Raw genomic sequence first — 16,810 nt, forward strand, 5'->3', positions numbered from 1 at the left:
GGCATGGACGCATTGGCCTGGCAGGAAGTCATCGGAGCCATCGGGCTCTTCGCCTTGGTGATCACCGTTCTTGCCCTGGTGATCCGCGAGGTCGCCAAGACGCTGCGCGCCAAGGCTGCCATTGCTCGCGACAACGACTATCGCGAGTTGGCGAAGCGTTCCACGGCCGCTGAGGAGGCGGTGGAGGGGAAGCTCACCGGGATCGACACCCGAATGGCCGACCTGGAGAAGCGTCTGGCTGCCATCGAGCACATCCTCAAGGACGTCGAGTAGCGCTCGTGGTGCACGGGCCCGGCGCTCGGAGGCACGACAGAGAAACGCCGTCCTTTCCAAGAGGGGAATTATCTCTGTGTCCATCCAAACTGGAGACGTCCGGAAACCGTTCGCCGAGCGCGTCGCGAGCTGGTCCGTGCGCCATCGATGGCCGGTGCTGGTCGGCTGGCTCGTCCTGGTCGTGGCCACCGTCCTCGGCAGCTCGCTGATCAGCGGCAACGGCGCACCGGCCCATGATCCCGGCGAGTCCGGGGTGGCCCAGCAGGCGCTGCGCGACCAGCCGGAGTACCTGCCCATCCGGGAGAACGTGCTCATTCATCCGAGCGGGCCGGGTGGCTCAGGGTTCGCGTCGGATCCCGAGGCGCGGGCCGCCGCGGCCGACGTGGTCGACGCGCTGCGCGAGATGCCGTCCGCGGTGTCCGACGTCCGGTCACCGCTGGACCCGTCCGCACCCGGACAGGTGTCCGCGGACGGCCGGTCCGGGCTGGTCACCTTCGTCGTCGCCGGGCCCGACGACGCGATGCTCGACAACTACCAGAAGGCGACCGACGCGGTCAGCGCCGTCGCGGCCACGCACACCGGCGTGCGCATCGACCAGGCGGGCGACCGGAGTCTCTCCGCCACGGTGGACGACGCCATCAAGAAGGACTTCAAGACCGCCGAGACCACGTCGCTGCCGCTGACGATCCTGATCCTGCTGGTCGTGTTCGGGTCGCTGATCGCCGCCGGCATCCCGCTGCTGCTCGCCGCGACCACCGTGGCCGCCGCCATGAGCGTGCTGTCGGTGGTCGACCTGGTGGTCCCGATCAACAGCGCCACCTCGTCGATGATCCTGCTGATCGGCGTGGCCGTGAGCGTCGACTACTCGTTGTTCTACCTGCGCCGGGAACGGGAGGAACGGGCCGCCGGCCGGGAGACCGGCGCCGCACTGGAGATCGCCGCCCGCACCTCGGGACGTGTCGTGGTCATCTCCGGGCTGACCGTCATGCTCTGTGTCGGCGGCCTCTGGATGACCGGCCTCGACAACTTCCGCGGCCTCACCATGGGCACGATCACCGTGGTCGGTCTCGCCGTCGTCGGCTCGGTGACCGCGCTGCCCGCCCTGCTGGCCATCCTCGGCCATCGCGTGGACCGGGCGCGGGTGCCGTGGCTCGGCCGCCGGCGCACGGTCGCGCGGGAGTCGCGCTTCTGGACGGCCGTGGCCCGCAACGTCGTGCGCCGCCCGCTGCTCTGGGGCACGGTCGCGGTTCTCGTGCTGGTGGGCCTGATGGTGCCGGCGCTCGACATGCGGCTCCAGGACGCCGGACCGACGAACAGCCTGCCGCGCAGTGTGCCCGCCGTCGACGGCGCGGTCCGGATGCAGGCCGCGTTCCCCGGCGCGGCCGCACCGGAGCAGGTGGTCGTCTGGGGAGCCGACGCCGCAGGCCCGCAGATGACGGCCGCGACCGACGAGCTGCGCCGGCGGATCGGCGCCAGCGGAGGACTGCTGCACGAGCCGGTGTCGGTGATGCGGGTGGGTGAGGCGCTGGTGGTCCGGGTCCCGCTCGACGGCAACGGCACGGACCAACGCTCCAATCAGGCACTGCGCGAACTGCGGCAGGAGGTGCTGCCCGCGACGTTCGGCAAGGTGCCCGGTGCGAAGTTCGCGGTGGCCGGCAAGACGGCGTTCGCGTACGACTTCACCCAGCAGGTACGGCAACGAATGATCTACGTGTTCGCCTTCGTGCTGCTGCTCGCGTTCGTCCTGCTGAGCCTCGCGTTCCGGTCCTGGTGGCTGCCGGTCGCCTCGATCGTGCTCAACCTGCTGTCGATCGGCGCGGCCTACGGCGTGCTCACCTGGGTGTTCCAGGACGGGCACCTGAGCGGCCTGCTGGGCTTCACGGCGTACGGCGGCATCACCGACTGGCTGCCGCTCTTCATCTTCGTGCTGCTGTTCGGGCTGAGCATGGACTACCACATCTTCATCCTCAGCCGGGTCCGTGAGCGCCGGGCGGCCGGTGCTGACGCCCGCACGGCGATCGTGGGCGGTGTCGGTGCGAGCGCCGGCGTGGTGACAAGCGCCGCCGCCATCATGATCGGCGTCTTCTCGGTCTTCGTGACGCTCTCCGCCATCGAGTACAAGATGCTGGGTGTCGGCATGGCGGTGGCGATCCTGATCGACGCGACGGTGGTGCGCGGCGTGCTGTTGCCGGCCGCGCTGGCGCTGCTGGGTGACCGCGCCTGGTCGCGCCGGAGCCTTTCCCGGGAACGGGAGCTGAAGACCGACCAGGCCGAGCCGGAGGTCTACGCGCACGCCCACTGACCCCGGGCACTGAGCCGACCCGCGCCCCCGCGACCACCGTCGCGGGGGCGCGATAGGTTCGGTACCGGAGAAATATAGTCCGCTCCGGACGCTTGGAGAGGTGACTGACACCTCCGCCGGGACGCGGCCGCCGAGCCTGCTGGCCCTCTACGACCCGCAATGGAAACTCGACCCGTACGCGCTGTATCGCGCGATGCGGACCGACGGCGTCGTGGTGTGGGACGAGTGGATGCGGACCTGGCTGGTCCTCGGCTACGCAGAGATCGTTCAGCTCTCCAAGGACGAGCGGCTCACGGGCGCGCGCGTCGAGTCGTTCTACGAGCAGCTGCCGGCCAGCGCGCGTACCGAGATGAAGCCGCTCAAGACGGCGCTCGCCGACATGATGTTGTTCAACGAGCCGCCTCGGCACACCCGGCTGCGGCGGCTCATCAAGCCGGGCCTGACCCCGCGCTTCATCCGCGAGCTGCGGCCACTCGTCCAGGAGATCGCCGACGACCTGCTCGACCAGGTGGTCGGCAGCGGGCGGATGGACGTCATCCGCGACTTCTCGGAACCGCTCACCCGCCGCGTCGTCGGCAGGCTGGCCGGGGTGCCGGACGATGCGCTGCACCTGCTGAGCGACTGGCCCGGCCTGCTGCACGAGTTCTTCACGCAGTCGCGCGGGGCCGTGCCGCGCATCAACGACCTGCGGGCCGTCTTCGACCGGCAGACCGCGGCGCGCCGGGCCGGCACCGCCGACGACCTGTTCAGCCGGATGATCGCGGGACAGCTCGACGAGGCGGACTACACCGACGACGAGGTCTTCGCCAACTTCCTGCTGCTCATCGACGCCGGGCAGGCCACCACCACGCACGTGATCGGCAACGCGGTGCTGGCCCTCATCCAGCAACCGGAGCAGCAGTCGCTGCTGCGTGAACGGCCCGAGCTGGCGAACGGCGCCGCGTACGAGTTCCTGCGTTACGACGGCTCGGTGCAGTTCACCTCCCGGGTGGCGCTCGACGACCTGGAGATCGGCGGCCGGCACATCAGGCGGGGCGACACGGTCACGCTCGTCCTCGGCGCGGGCAACCGAGATCCTGAGCACTACCCCGACCCGGACCGGCTCGACGTGGCCCGCCGCGCGGCCGACCAGCTGTCCTTCGGGCACGGGATCCACTACTGCCTCGGTGCCGCCCTGGCCGTGACCGAAATCGAGATCGGCATCGCTGCCCTGCTGCGCCGGGCCGGCGACCTGCACACCGTCGACGCCGAGCCGGACTGGCTGGAGAGCGTCAACTTCCGGTTCCTGCAGCGGCTGCCGATCACGTTCACCCCCCTCGGCTGACCCGCGACGACGCGAGGAGATCGACATGACAACCGAAGCCGTACCGACCTCGGCGCTGGTGGCCCGGCACGCCGCGACGCGACCCGCCGCGGTGGCGTTGGCCGACGGCGACCGGGAGGTCACCTACGCCGAACTCGACAGCAGCGCCGACCGCCTGGCGGGACTCCTGGTGGAGCAGGGGCTGCGGCCCGGTGACCCGGTCGGTGTGCTCCTGCGCCGCCGCGCGGAACTGGTGATCGCCCTGCTCGCGATCTGGCGGGCCGGCGGGGCCTATCTCCCGCTCGCGCCCGACCATCCGGCGCAGCGCCTCCACGACCTGCTGGCCGGCAGCGGCACCCGGCTCGCCCTGACCGAGGCGGACACGCGGGCGCTCGTGGCGGCCGCCGGTGCCCGCGCCGTCGTGCTCGACGACGCCCTCGCCACGTCCGCGCACCGCCCGGCCGAACCCGCCCTCCGCCCGATCGACCGGGACTCGGCCGCCTACGTCCTCTTCACCTCGGGATCCACCGGCCGACCGAAGGGCGTCGTGATCCCGCATGCCGGGTTCGACAACCAGCTCGCCTGGCGGGTCCGCTGCCACGGGTTCGGCGCCGCCGACCGGGTGCTCTTCAAGACGCCTGTCACCTTCGACGCGGCGGGCTGGGAGATCTTCGCGGCCCTGCGCGCCGGAGGCACGGTGGTGGTGGCGCCCGACGGCGCGGAGCGCGACCCGGCGTCGCTCGTGCGCCTGGTCGCCGAGCACGGCGTCACCGTGCTGCAGGTGGTGCCGTCCCTGCTGCGCGCGCTCGTGCACGAGACGGGCTGGGACCGCTGCACCGGGCTGCGGCTGCTGTCCAGCGGCGGTGAGCAGCTGACGGCCGAGCTGGTGCAGGACTTCCTGGCGGAGGTCGAGGACCACACCGGGTCGGTCACCGTCTGGAACACGTACGGCCCGACGGAATGCTCGATCGAAGCCGTGGCGCAGGAGGTGGACCCGCTGCAACTGTCCGGGCCGGTGGCGATCGGCCGGTCCATCGAGGGCATCCGCACCGTCCTGGACGGCGACGAGGGCGAGCTGCTCCTCGGTGGCGTCGGCCTGGCTCACGGATACCTCAACGACCCGGCGCTGACCGCCGAGCGCTTCGTGCCCGACCCCGCCGGCGACGGCGCCCGGCTCTACCGCACCGGTGACCGGGTGCGCCGCCGCGCGGACGGCGCTCTCGAGTTCACCGGTCGCCTCGACGACCAGCTCAAGATCAACGGCGTGCGGATCGAACCCGGCGAGGTCGAGGCCGCGATGCTGGACCACCCAGCGGTACGGGCGGCGGCGGTTTCGGCGTATCGGGCGCCGAGTGGCGCGATGCGGCTCGCGGCCTACCCGGTCGCCGCGCCCGGAGCCGACCTGACGACGCTGGCGGGCTTCCTGGCGACGCGGCTGCCCGCCACCCACCTGCCGGCCGCGATCGTGCCGATGGACGCCCTGCCGAGCACGTCGAGCGGCAAGGTCGACCGCAGGGCACTGCCCCCACCCGGCGCCGGGTCCGAGGAGACCTCCGACGCGCCCGCGTCGCCGGAGGAGTCGCGGATCGCCGGCCTGTGGCGCGAGGTGCTGGGCGTCGACCGGGTCGGGCGCGACGACGACTTCTTCCGGCTGGGCGGCTCCTCACTTCAACTGGTGCAACTGGCCAACCGCCTGCGCTCGGCGTACGGCCGCACGATCGCGCTGGACGCGTTGCTGTCGCCGGCGACCGTGACCCGGCACGCCGAGCTGGTCGAGGCCGCCCGCCACGACCACCACCGGATCGAGCGGGCGCCGCGCGAGGGCGGTCTGCCGCTCTCGGCCGGCCAGCAGCGGATCTGGCTGCTGGACCGCCTCGACCCGGGCAGCCGGGAGTGGGTCTCGGGCGTCTTCCTGACGGTCCCGCCCGGTGTACCCGAGTCGGCGGTGCGGCAGGCGCTCGACGCGCTGGCCGCCCGGCACGAGTCGCTGCGCACCCGGTACGCCGTCGTCGACGGCGAGCCGAAGCAGTACGTACAGGAGCCGCGCCCGGTCCCGCTGCGGACCGTCGCGGTGCCCCGCGCGGAGCTCGGGGACGTTCTCGCCGATGCCACCGGTGCGGGCTTCGACCTGGAACGTGGCCACCTCGTGCGGGCGCTGCTGCACACCGACCCGCAGACCGTCCCGGACGGCTCACGGACCCTCGTGCTGCTCGTGCACCACATCGCGAGCGACGGCTGGTCGTCCGCGATCCTGACCCGCGAGTTCGACGAGCTGCTGGCCGGCCGCGGCGCGGACCTGCCCGAGCCGCCGATCCAGTACGCCGACTTCGCCGCCTGGGAACGCGCCGCCGCCGACGCGCCGGCCCGCCGCGCGGACCTGGACCACTGGCGCGCGGACCTGGCCGGGGCCGCGGCCACCGAGCTGCGCACCGACCGGCTCCGCCCGGCCGTCCGCGACAGCGCCGGCGCCGTCGTCCCGTTCGCGATCCCTGAGCCGCTCGCCCGGTCGATGACCGAGCTGGGCCGCGACAGCGACGCCACGGCGTTCATGACCATGCTGACCGCCTTCGCCGTGCTGCTGGCCCGCTACACCGGCCAGTGGGACGTCGTGGTGGGCGCACCGGTCGCCGGCCGCAGCCGGCCGGAGACCGAGAACGTGGTCGGGTTCTTCCTCAACAGCGTGGTGCTGCGCTGCCGGCTCGACGGCGCGATGACGGTCGCCGAGGCGCTGGAGCGGGTGCGGGACGTCTGCAAGCAGGCGCTCTCGCACCAGAGCCTGCCCTTCGACGAACTGGTCGCCGATCTCGCGCCGCCGCGCGACTCGTCCCGGACCCCGCTGTACCAGGTGGCGTTCGACTTCCACGGCGCCGAACTCTCGGGCGCCCCCGAGGACGAGGCGGACCTGGACACGCTGGTGCACGCCTCCCGGGTCGCCAAGACCGACCTCACGCTCTACGTCCGGCCGCAGCCGGACGGCGCGATGGTCGGCCTGCTGGAGTACGCCACGTCGCTGTTCGAGCGGGCAACGATCGAGCGGATGGCCGGGCACCTGACCGAGCTGGTGTCCGCGATCTGCGCGCACCCCGCCGGTCGCCTGTCGGAGCTGGACTTCCTGCCGGCCGGCGAGCGGGAACTGCTGAGCGGGTACCGGTCGGTCCCGGCGCGGACCGGCGACGCCACGGTGCTCGACGGCTTCGAGCGGCAGGCGGCGGCCACGCCCCGGGCCGTCGCGGTCGTCACCGACCAGGATGAGCTGACGTACGCGGAGCTGGACGCGGCCGCCAACCGGTTCGCGCACCACCTGCGGTCTGCGGGGGCCGGGCCGGAGTCCACAGTGGGTGTCCTGCTCGACCGCGGGCCGGCGCTGCCGGTGGCGCTGCTGGGGATCTGGAAGGCCGGCGCGGCGTACCTGCCGCTCGACCCGCAGACGCCGGCGGCCCGGGCCGGGCTGGTGCTCGCCGACGCGGGCGCCCGGCTGCTGGTCACCGCGCAGTCCCACCTGGACCGGCTCGGCGACGGCGTGCACGACGTCGCCGTGGTCGCGGTGGACCGGGACGCCGCCGTGATCGACGCCGCCGACGCGCGGCGCCCGGAGCGGGACACGGCTGTCGAGGCGCTCGCCTACGTCATCTACACCTCCGGGTCGACCGGTTCGCCCAAGGGGGTCCAGGTCACCCACTCCGGCCTGGCCGGGCACGTCAACTGGGCGGTGCAGGACCTCGCGTCCCGCGGCACGGGCGGCGCGCCGGTGTTCCTCTCGGTCGCCTTCGACCTGGTGGTGCCGAACCTGTGGGCGCCGCTGCTGGCCGGGCAGGCCGTCCGGCTGCTGCCGCCGGACCTCGACCTGACCGAGCTGGGCGGCCGGCTGCTGGCCGCGGGGGCGTTCTCCTTCATCAAGCTGACCCCTGGGTACCTCGACATCCTCCGCCACCAGCTCGACGCCGGGCAGATGTCGGCGCTGGCCGCGACGATCGTGGTCGCCGGCGAGGAGTTGCCGGCCCCGCTCGCCGACGCGTGGGCCGCCGCGCTGGGCCCGGAGAATCTGGTCAACGAGTACGGCCCGACCGAGACGACCGTCGGCGCCAGCATCCATCCGGTGACCGCGCCCGTGCGCGGTGAACGCGTGCCGATCGGCCGCCCGCTCCCCGGCGTCACCCTGCACGTGCTCGACGACCGGCTGGCGCCGCAGCCGATCGGGGTGGTCGGTGAGCTGCACGTCGGCGGCACCGGTGTGGCCCGCGGCTATGCCGGGCGACCGGCGGCGACCGCCGAGCGGTTCCTGCCGGACCCGTCCGGGCCGCCCGGCTCGCGGATCTACCGCACCGGCGACCTGGTCCGGTTGCTGCCCGGCGGCACGATCGAGTTCCTCGGCCGGCGGGACGAGCAGGTCAAGGTGCGCGGGTACCGGATCGAACCGGGCGAGGTGGCCGCGGTGCTGCGCGATCACCCGGCGGTACGGACCGCTGCCGTCGTGGTGAACGGCACGGGCGAGGCCGCCGCGCTCGTCGCGTACGTCGTCCCGACCGATCCCACGACCGCTCCGGCGGACCTCGCGGCCTTCTGCGCCGAGCGGTTGCCGGCCTACCTCGTGCCCGCCGCCTTCGTGCCGCTGGCCGGGCTGCCGCTGACCGCCAACGGCAAGCTGGACCGCGGCGCGCTGCCGCCGGCGACCGCGCCGGCCGAGGCGGCACCGAGCGCCTCGGTCAGCGGCGTCGTGCAGGAGCGCATCGCCGAGATCTTCGCCGAGCACCTCGGCGTGCCGGTCGACGCCGGCACCCACTTCTTCGCCGCGGGCGGCAACTCGATCCTCGCGATCCGGGTCATCGCCGCGATCCAGGCGGCGTTCGACGTTCCCCTGTCGATGCGCACGATCTTCGACGGGGACACGGTCGCCGAGATCGCCGCGGCGGTCGAGCAGGCCGTCACCGCGGAGATCGCCGGCATGTCCGATGAGGAGGTCGTGGCCAGCAGTTCCGACGCGTAACCGGACCGTACCCCAGCAAAGAAAGGCTTCTGATGTCCGAGAACACCTATCAGCCGGCGATCCTCGCGTTCCTGCGGGAGCAGTTCCCCGACGCCGTGGACGACGGCCCGATCACCGAGACCACTCCGCTGATGACGTCCGGGGTGCTCGACTCGCTGCGGATCGCGGTACTCATGACCTTCATCCGGGACCGTCTCGGCCTGCTGGTGCCGCTCGAGAAGATCGACGCCGCGAACTTCGCGGACGTACGCTCGATCGCCGCGCTGCTCGACGAGGCCGACCCCGTTCCGGCGACGGGAGGCCGGCGGTGACCGCCGACTACGACGTCGTGGTCGTCGGCGGCGGGCCCGCGGGCTCCACGATGGCCTCCTACCTGGCTCAGGCCGGCATCTCGGTCGCCGTCATCGAGGGCGCCGTCTTCCCGCGCGAGCACGTCGGTGAGTCGCTCGTCCCCGCCACCACGCCGGTGCTCGTCGAGATCGGCGCGATCGGCCGGATCGACGAGGCGGACTTCCCGAAGAAGTACGGCGCCTCGTGGACGTCGGGGCTCTCGGGATACATCCCGTTGCTCGGACACGACGGGCTCAGCCACGGCTGGACCGCCGACGTCCAGTTCGTCGAGCGCAACCAGCCGGGCGTGGACCGCGACTACACGTTCCACGTCGACCGGGGGCGGTTCGACGCCATTCTGCTCAAGCACGCGCAGGAGAGCGGCGCGACCGTCTTCAACGGCATCCGGGTACACCGGGTGAACTTCGACGACCCGGAGCTGGTCTCGGTCGAGTGCAGCGCCGGCCCGCGCCGGTTGACGTACACCGCCCGGATGGTGGTCGACGCGTCGGGCCGGCAGACGATGCTCGGCCGGCAGCTACGCACGAAGGTCGCGGATCCGGTCTTCGACCAGTACGCCGTACACAGCTGGTTCGAAGGGCTGGACCGCCGGGCCCTCGCGCCCACCGAGGCGCAGGCGGACCACATCTTCGTGCACTTCCTCCAGGTCAAGGACAGCTGGGTCTGGCAGATCCCGATCACCGACAAGGTCACCAGCGTCGGCGTGGTCAGCCAGAAGAGTCGCTTCCGCGAGTTCGGCGGCGACCAGGACGGCTTCTTCTGGGACATGGTGGCCAGCCGGCCCGACCTGCACGACGCGCTCAAGAACGCGCAGCAGGTCCGGCCGTTCAAGACCGAGGGCGACTACAGCTACTCCATGAAGCAGATCTGCGGCGACCGTTACGTGCTGGTCGGCGACGCCGCCCGGTTCGTCGACCCGATCTTCTCCAGCGGCGTCAGCGTGGCGCTGAACAGCGCCCGCATCGCGGCGCAGGACATCATCGCCGCGCACCAGGCGGGTGACTTCGGCAAGGAGCGTTTCGCCACGTACGAGAACAAGCTGCGCCGCGCCGTGAAGTACTGGTACGAGTTCATCTCCATCTACTACCGGCTGAACGTGCTCTTCACCGCGTTCGTCCAGGACCCGCGCTACCGCCTCGACGTGCTGAAGATGCTGCAGGGCGATGTCTACGACGGCGAGGAGCCCAAGGCGCTGGCCGCCATGCGCGAGGTGCTGGCCACGGTGGAGGGCAACCCCGACCACCTGTGGCACAAGTACCTCGGCACGCTGAAGGCGCCGACCGCGGCGCCGAGCTTCTGACCCACGGAGAGGGCCGGGCCGGGATTCGTTCCCGACCCGGCCCTTTTCGGTGCGTAGGCCGCGCGGATCAGGCGGCGAGTCGCGTCGCCAGGTGATCGGCGATCCCCGAGATGCTCGGCTTCTGCCAGAGCAGGGCGGTCGGCAGCGGCTGACCGAACCGCTTCTCCAGGCGACGCCGGATGACGATGGTCATCACCGAGTCGAGCCCCTGTTCCACGAGTGAGCGCCGGGGGTCGAGCGAGTCCACCGGCATCCGCATCTCGGCGGCGATGTCGCTGCTCACCTCGCCCAGGAGACGCTCGCGCAGCTCACCGGCGTCGAGACCGGCGAGACCGAGGTCCTCCTCCGCGGCCGGTCCGGCCGCCTCGGCGACGGCCACCTCGCTCAGCAGCGCGATCGGCTCGGTCACCTCCGCGCCCGGCAGCATCCGCAGGACCGGGTAGTGGCCCGGGCCGCGCTGCTGCGCGTAGTCCCACGCGGCGAACGCCTCGGCGGGAGAGACGGGCGTGGTGCCGCGGGACCGCAACTCCTGGTCGACGGTCTCGTTGACGGCCATGCCCTGGCCACGCCACGACGTCCAGCCGAAGCTGATCACGTCGCCGCGGTGGGTGGCGAGCGCGTCCAGGAACGCGTTGGCGGCCCCGTACGACGCCTGGCCCGGCAGGCCGAGTAGCTGGCCGCACGACGAGAACAGCACGAAGAAGTCGAGACTGCCCGGCGGGAACGTCAGGTGCAGCGCCCAGGCGCCGTCCACCTTGGGGTGCAGCACGGTGCGCAGCGACGGCTCGTCGACCGCGTGCGCCATGCGGTTGTCGAGGACGCCCGCGGCGTGCACGACGCCGCAGATCGGAGGCATGCCGAGCGCGTCGGGGGCGAGGGCCCGCGCCACCGCGGCGGCGTCGGCGACGTCCAGGCCGATCACCTTGACGGTGACACCAGACCCTTCCAGTTCGCGGACGCCGCGAATCCGCCGCGCCGTCTCGGTGTCCTTCGTCGTGTCCCAGTCGGCCCGGGCGGGCAACCCGGTTCGTCCCGCCAGCACGATGCGCCGTGCGCCCCGCTCGGCCAGCCACCGGGCGACGTCCAGGCCGAGCACACCGAGGCCGCCGGTGACCAGGTAGGTGCCGTCGGCACGGCAGGCGAGCGGCCCGCCCGCCGGCTCGCGGTCCGTGCGCACCAGGCGGGCGGCCCGCGCGACACCGTCGCGTACGGTCACGACGTCCTCGCGCCGCCTTCCGCGCAGCACGGCGAGCAGCGTGGTGATCTCCGCGGCGGGGTCGCCGGCGGGCAGGTCGACGATGCCGGCCCACTGCTCCCCGTACTCGCCGGCGAGCACCCGGCCGAGCCCCCACGCCGGCGACTGGGCCAGCGCGGCCGGCGACTCGCTCTCCAGCACCCCGGTGGTGAGGCACCGGACGCGCCGGTCCCGCGCCAGCAGCCGCTGGGCGGTGCCGAGCAGGTCCCACGTGGCGCGGGCCGCCTCGTTCGGCAGATCGGCGCCGGCGCCCGGGACGGGACCGGCCACCAGGACCACGTCCGCCGACTCGCCGCCCGGCAGCACGGCGTCCTCCGGCGCCGAGTCGGCGACGTCGACCGTGACGCCTGCCGCGCGCAGCGCGCCGGCCAGTGCGCCGGTGCGATCCGGGTCGCCGACCAGCACCAGGGCGGGAACGGGGCCGGTGTCCTCGTCCGCCGTGAGCTCGCGCCAGCGCAGCTCGTGGACCAGCTCCCCGGGCGCGGCGGTGGCCAGCGTGTCGTCGTCGACGGCGGCGTAGGCGAGCCCGGTGATCTCGGCGCGACCGTCCGTGCCCGCGCCCTTGACGCGCACGTCGAGGCGGTTCGGCGCGGACGGATCGCGCACCACGTGGATGTCGGCGACGGCCGGCGGCGTGCCCGTCACCCGGACCCGGTCGACGCCGGCCACCATGCGCAGCACGGGCTCGCCGGGCAGTGCGGTCGGCGCGACGGAGAACGCCGCGTCGAGCACCCCGGCCCACGAACTCGTGTCGCCGACGGTGACCCGGGCCCGCAGCGCGTCGTCGCCGCGTAGCAGCTCCTCGACATCCCAGTCGAAGGCCATCGTCGGCACGCCGACCCCGGCCAGGTACTCCCGCACGCCGCCCGGCGCTGCCGCCCGCCAGCGCGTCCGGGGCAGCGCCGCGGCCACGGCCCCGTCGTCGAGACTGGCGGTCGCCGTCGCGTGCACGAGCCAGACGCCGTCCTCGCCCGGCGACCGGGACACCAGCCGCAGGCCGGATCCGTCCCGGACCACCTGGACCTCGCGGCGTTCCTGAGCCACCAGAGGCAGCCGCAGGGACACCTCGGTCAGCACGGTGTGGTCCGCGCCGCCCGCGCCGAGGAACGTGGTCAGGTAGACGGCCGCCGGCGCGATCTCGACACCGCCGATGGTGTGGCTGCCGGGATAGGGCCGGCTCTCCCGGTCGAGGTCGGTACGCCAGACCTCGATCTCGGACGGACCGGCCACCGTGGACGCGGCGCCCAGCAGCGTGTGCGACGCCGGGTCGTGCGGGCGCCGGCCGCCCGGGCCGGAGACGGCGGTCTCGTGCCAGTGGGGCCGGTGCTGCCACGGGATGCCGGGCAGGTCGGCGTGGCCCCCTGTCGGTTGGAGGCGATCCCAGTCGAGCGCGATGCCGTGGCAGTGCGCCAGGCCGGCCGCGGCCAGCAGGGTGGCCTGCTCGGGCTGGTTGCGCCGCAGGGTGGTGCCGACGAACGCGTCCGGGGCGTCGGTCTCGCCGAGCGTCTCGCGGATCGAGTGGGCCACCACCGGGTGCGCCGAGACCTCCAGGAAGGCCCGGTAGCCGTCCTCGACGGCGGCCCGGACCGCGTCGGTCAGGCGTACGGGCTGACGCAGGTTGGTGGCCCAGTACGCGCCGTCCAGCGTCCCGGCGCCGCGGCTGTCGGTCAGCGCCGTGCTGTACATGGGCAGCCGGGGCTTGCCGGTGTCCAGGTCGTCCGCGGCGGCGGCGAGATCGGCGAGCAACGGATCGGTCTGCGGGCTGTGGAACGCGACGTCCGAGGCGACCCGCCGGACGGTGACGTCATCGGCGCCCCACCGCTCGATCAGCTCCTCGACGGCTTCCGGCGCACCGGACACGACGGTGGAGAACGGTGACGCCGCGATGCCGGCGGCCACGTCGTCGCGTCCGCGCAGGCGTTCCTCGACATCGGCGAACGGCAGGGCGACCATGGCCATCGCGCCCTGACCGGCGATGCGGCGCAGCAGCTTGGAGCGCCGGCAGCTCAGCCGCGCGCCGTCGTCGAGGCTGAGCGCACCGCTGGTGACGGCGGCCGCCAGCTCACCGACCGAGTGGCCGATGACGGCGTCCGGGCGTACCCCGTAGGAACGCCAGACCGCGGCCAGGCCGACCTGGACCGCGAAGATCATCGTCTGGATCCTGTCCACGCTCTCCAGGTCGCCGTCGACCAGGACCTGCCGCGGCGAGAAGCCGATCTCCGCCTGGAAGATCGGCTCCAGCCGGTCGATGACCTCGGCGAAGGCGGTCTCACCGACCAGCAGGTCGCGGCCCATCCCGGCCCACTGCGCGCCGTGGCCCGAGAAGACCATGACCAGGCCGCGTCCCGAATCGTCGCCGGGCGAGCCGAGGACGGCATCCCGGTCCTGCTGGCCCTCGGCGACCAGCCGCAGCCGTTCGACGAGTTCGTCGCGGCCGGTGGCGACGACCGCCGCCCGGTGTCCCAGGTGCGAGCGGCGTACGGCAAGGGTCCGGCCGACCGCGTCGAGCGGGAGCGTCTCGTCCTGGGTGAGCTGGTCGGCGAGCGCCTCCGCGCGCTGCGCCAGCGCCTGTGGCGAACCGGCCGACAGCGGATACAGCCGCGGCCCGGTCGCGTCCGGGGCACCCGGGGCCGGGGCGTCCGTCCGCGCCGCGGCGTCGACCGGCGCCTGCTCCAGCACGACGTGCCCGATCGTGCCCCCGTATCCGAAGCCGGAGACGCCGCACCTGCGCGGCCCGTCATGGTCCGGCCACGGCGTGGGCTCGGTGACCACGCGCAGCCCGGAGCCGCTCCAGTCGATCAGGGGATTGGGCTCGTGGAAGTTGAGGCTCGGCGGCAGCGTCCCGTGGTGCAGCGCCAACGTCGCCTTGATCAGGCTGGCGATGCCCGCGCCGGCCTCCAGGTGGCCGATGTTGGGTTTGACCGAGCCGATCAGGCAGGGCTGCCCGGCCGGCCGGCCGCTGCCGTAGACGGCGCTCATCGCGCCCGCCTCCAGCGGGTCGCCCAGCCGGGTGCCGGTGCCGTGGGCCTCGACGTAGTCGACCGACGCGGGGTCCACTCCGGCGCGGCGGCACGCCTCGGCCAGCAGCCTGCGCTGGGCGTCGCCGTTGGGCGCCATGATTCCGCCGGTGCGGCCGTCCTGGTGGACCGCGCTGCCCCGGATCACCGCGAGGATCCGGTCGCCGTCGCGTTCCGCGTCGTCGAGCCGCTTGAGGACCAGGACGCCCCCGCCCTCACCCCGTCCGTACCCGTTGGCCTCGGCGTCGAACGGCTTGCAACGCCCGTCCGGCGCGGTCGCGCCGGCGGCCTGCAACGTGAGCGTCAGGCCGGGGGAGACGATCAGGTTGACGCCGCCGACGAGGGCGACCCGGCATTCGTCGTCGCGCAGCGCCTGGGTGGCCAGGTGGGTGGCGACCAGCGAGGCCGAGCACGCGGTGTCCACGGCGACGCTGGGCCCGTGCAGGTCGAGCGCGTACGAGATGCGGTTCGCCGCCGCGCACATGGCGCTGCCGATGCCCGTCCACGCCTCGATTGACGGCAGGTCCTCCAGCATCCGGCGGCCGTAGTCGTCGGAGCCCACGCCGACGAAGACGCCGGTGTCTCCGCCGGCCAGGTCGTGCGGCGGGATGCCGGCGTGTTCCAGCGCCTCCCAGGTCACCTCCAGCAGCAGCCGCTGCTGCGGGTCCATGAGCTCGGCCTCGCGCGGCGACAGCCCGAAGAACGCCGCGTCGAAGACGTCGATGTCACGCAGAAAGCCGCCCGGAACGGCGGCCTGGCGGGCGGCGGTGGCGTGGTCCGGGCCGACGTCCTGGTACACCGCCCAGCGTTCGGTGGGCGGGTCGCCGATGCCGTCCCGGCCGTCGACCAGCAACCGCCAGAAGTCGTCGGCGCTGTGGACGTCGCCAGCGAACCGGCAGCCGGCGCCGATGACGGCGATCGGCGCGATGTCGGATGTCCCCATCAGTGTCTCCTCACTGTTCGAGCCAGGGAGCAGGTTGTTCGATCCGCACCACGGCGCTGGACACCGTCACGCCCGGCCCGACGCCGAGCATGAGCAGGTGATCCCCGGGCTCGAGGGCGCCGGTGGCGAGGAGGTGGTCCAGGGCCACGATCTGGTCGCTGGCGCCCAGGTGGCCGAGGGTGCGGCCGTGGTCCCAGGTGGAGCGGGACATCGCCAGGCCGAGGACGGCCATGCAGCGCTGTTCGACGATCTCCCGGGAGTAGTTCATGTACGCCACCCGCGTCACGTCGCCGATGTCGATGCCCGCCTCGTCGAGCGTCTGGTCGACCACGGCGAGCGTCTGGCGGTGGATGCCGACCAGGGCCGCGGTGCCGGTGCCGTCGGCCAGCACCTCCCGCTTGAAGTCGGCGTTGCGGGCGGCGAAGTCGAGGGACCGCCCGACGGTCGGGCCCGGCGGGAAGAGCGGCTCGTTGCCGCGGTGCATCTTCTCGGCGTCGGGCACGGCGGCGCAGCAGACCGAGAGCAGCCGGGCGAACGAGGGCTCGGTGCTGAGCAGGACCGCGCTCGCCGCGTCACCCGCGACGTACCCGGGCCCCATCCGCCACCTGTCGATCAGCGGGGTGCCGAAGTTGTCCGCCGCCACGAGCAGCGCCGCCCGGCCCCGGGCGGCGCCGTCGCCGAGGAATCCGGCGCCGAGTTGCAGGGCGCCGAACATGCCGTTGCAGCCCTGCCGTACCTCCATCGCGAGCAGGTCGCCGCCGAGCAGGTGCCGCTGTAGGTGGTACTGCGGCTGCCAGCCGTCCGGCCCCTGGTACCAGGAGTCGGCGTAGAGCAGAAGGCTGACGTCGGTGGGGGAGTGCCCGCCGCGCCCGAGCGCCTCGCGGGCGGCGTGCAGCGCCATCTCGGGCGCGGGCACGTCCCCGGCCACGGCGGCACCGGCGAGCTGGTGCAGGCCGACCTCCTCGGCCGGGTACCGCCCGTCGGCGACCGCCTGCTCGATGGGTACGGTCGGGGGTACGTAGGTCCCGAGCCCCTTGATGAAGATGTCCGGCGTTCGCACGACCGCCGCGCTCCTTTCCGTT

Annotated in this window: 8 protein-coding genes; 6 read left to right on the forward strand and 2 right to left on the reverse strand. The window is 73.2% G+C overall.

The window, feature by feature from the left end:
- The first annotated feature begins 3 nt into the window (after positions 1 to 3).
- The 6 genes from ACZ6O5_RS00060 (at position 4) to ACZ6O5_RS00085 (ending at position 10,513) form a co-directional block, all read left to right on the forward strand.
- Complete coding sequence (locus ACZ6O5_RS00060) at positions 4 to 273, forward strand: hypothetical protein (RefSeq protein ID WP_465973563.1); 270 nt, start codon at positions 4 to 6, stop codon at positions 271 to 273.
- Between the two features lie 136 nt (positions 274 to 409).
- Positions 410 to 2,575, forward strand: coding sequence for an MMPL family transporter (locus ACZ6O5_RS00065; protein WP_465973565.1), 2,166 nt, complete (start codon positions 410 to 412; stop codon positions 2,573 to 2,575).
- A gap of 100 nt (positions 2,576 to 2,675) precedes the next feature.
- Positions 2,676 to 3,899 carry a cytochrome P450 gene (locus ACZ6O5_RS00070; protein WP_465973567.1) on the forward strand — a complete coding sequence of 408 codons (1,224 nt, stop codon included), beginning with the start codon at positions 2,676 to 2,678 and terminating at the stop codon, positions 3,897 to 3,899.
- Positions 3,900 to 3,924: 25 nt separating this feature from the next.
- Positions 3,925 to 8,862: an amino acid adenylation domain-containing protein gene (locus tag ACZ6O5_RS00075; RefSeq protein WP_465973569.1), complete on the forward strand. Its 4,938-nt coding sequence runs from the start codon at positions 3,925 to 3,927 to the stop codon at positions 8,860 to 8,862.
- A 32-nt stretch (positions 8,863 to 8,894) separates the two neighbouring features.
- Positions 8,895 to 9,173: an acyl carrier protein gene (locus tag ACZ6O5_RS00080; protein ID WP_431930531.1), complete on the forward strand. Its 279-nt coding sequence runs from the start codon at positions 8,895 to 8,897 to the stop codon at positions 9,171 to 9,173.
- Complete coding sequence (locus ACZ6O5_RS00085; RefSeq protein WP_465973571.1) at positions 9,170 to 10,513, forward strand: NAD(P)/FAD-dependent oxidoreductase; 1,344 nt, start codon at positions 9,170 to 9,172, stop codon at positions 10,511 to 10,513. Before ACZ6O5_RS00080 ends, ACZ6O5_RS00085 begins: the two co-directional genes overlap by 4 nt.
- A 67-nt stretch (positions 10,514 to 10,580) precedes the next feature.
- On the opposite strand, the gene ACZ6O5_RS00090 is transcribed toward ACZ6O5_RS00085, so the two are convergent.
- Together ACZ6O5_RS00090 and ACZ6O5_RS00095 are read right to left on the reverse strand one after the other, a co-directional pair.
- Positions 10,581 to 15,728: a type I polyketide synthase gene (locus ACZ6O5_RS00090; RefSeq protein ID WP_465973573.1), complete on the reverse strand. Its 5,148-nt coding sequence runs from the start codon at positions 15,726 to 15,728 to the stop codon at positions 10,581 to 10,583.
- A 10-nt stretch (positions 15,729 to 15,738) separates the two neighbouring features.
- Positions 15,739 to 16,788 carry a ketoacyl-ACP synthase III family protein gene (locus ACZ6O5_RS00095; protein ID WP_465973575.1) on the reverse strand — a complete coding sequence of 350 codons (1,050 nt, stop codon included), beginning with the start codon at positions 16,786 to 16,788 and terminating at the stop codon, positions 15,739 to 15,741.
- Between the last annotated feature and the right edge of the window lie 22 nt (positions 16,789 to 16,810).

This window comes from Micromonospora sp. NPDC049201, from assembly GCF_055586805.1.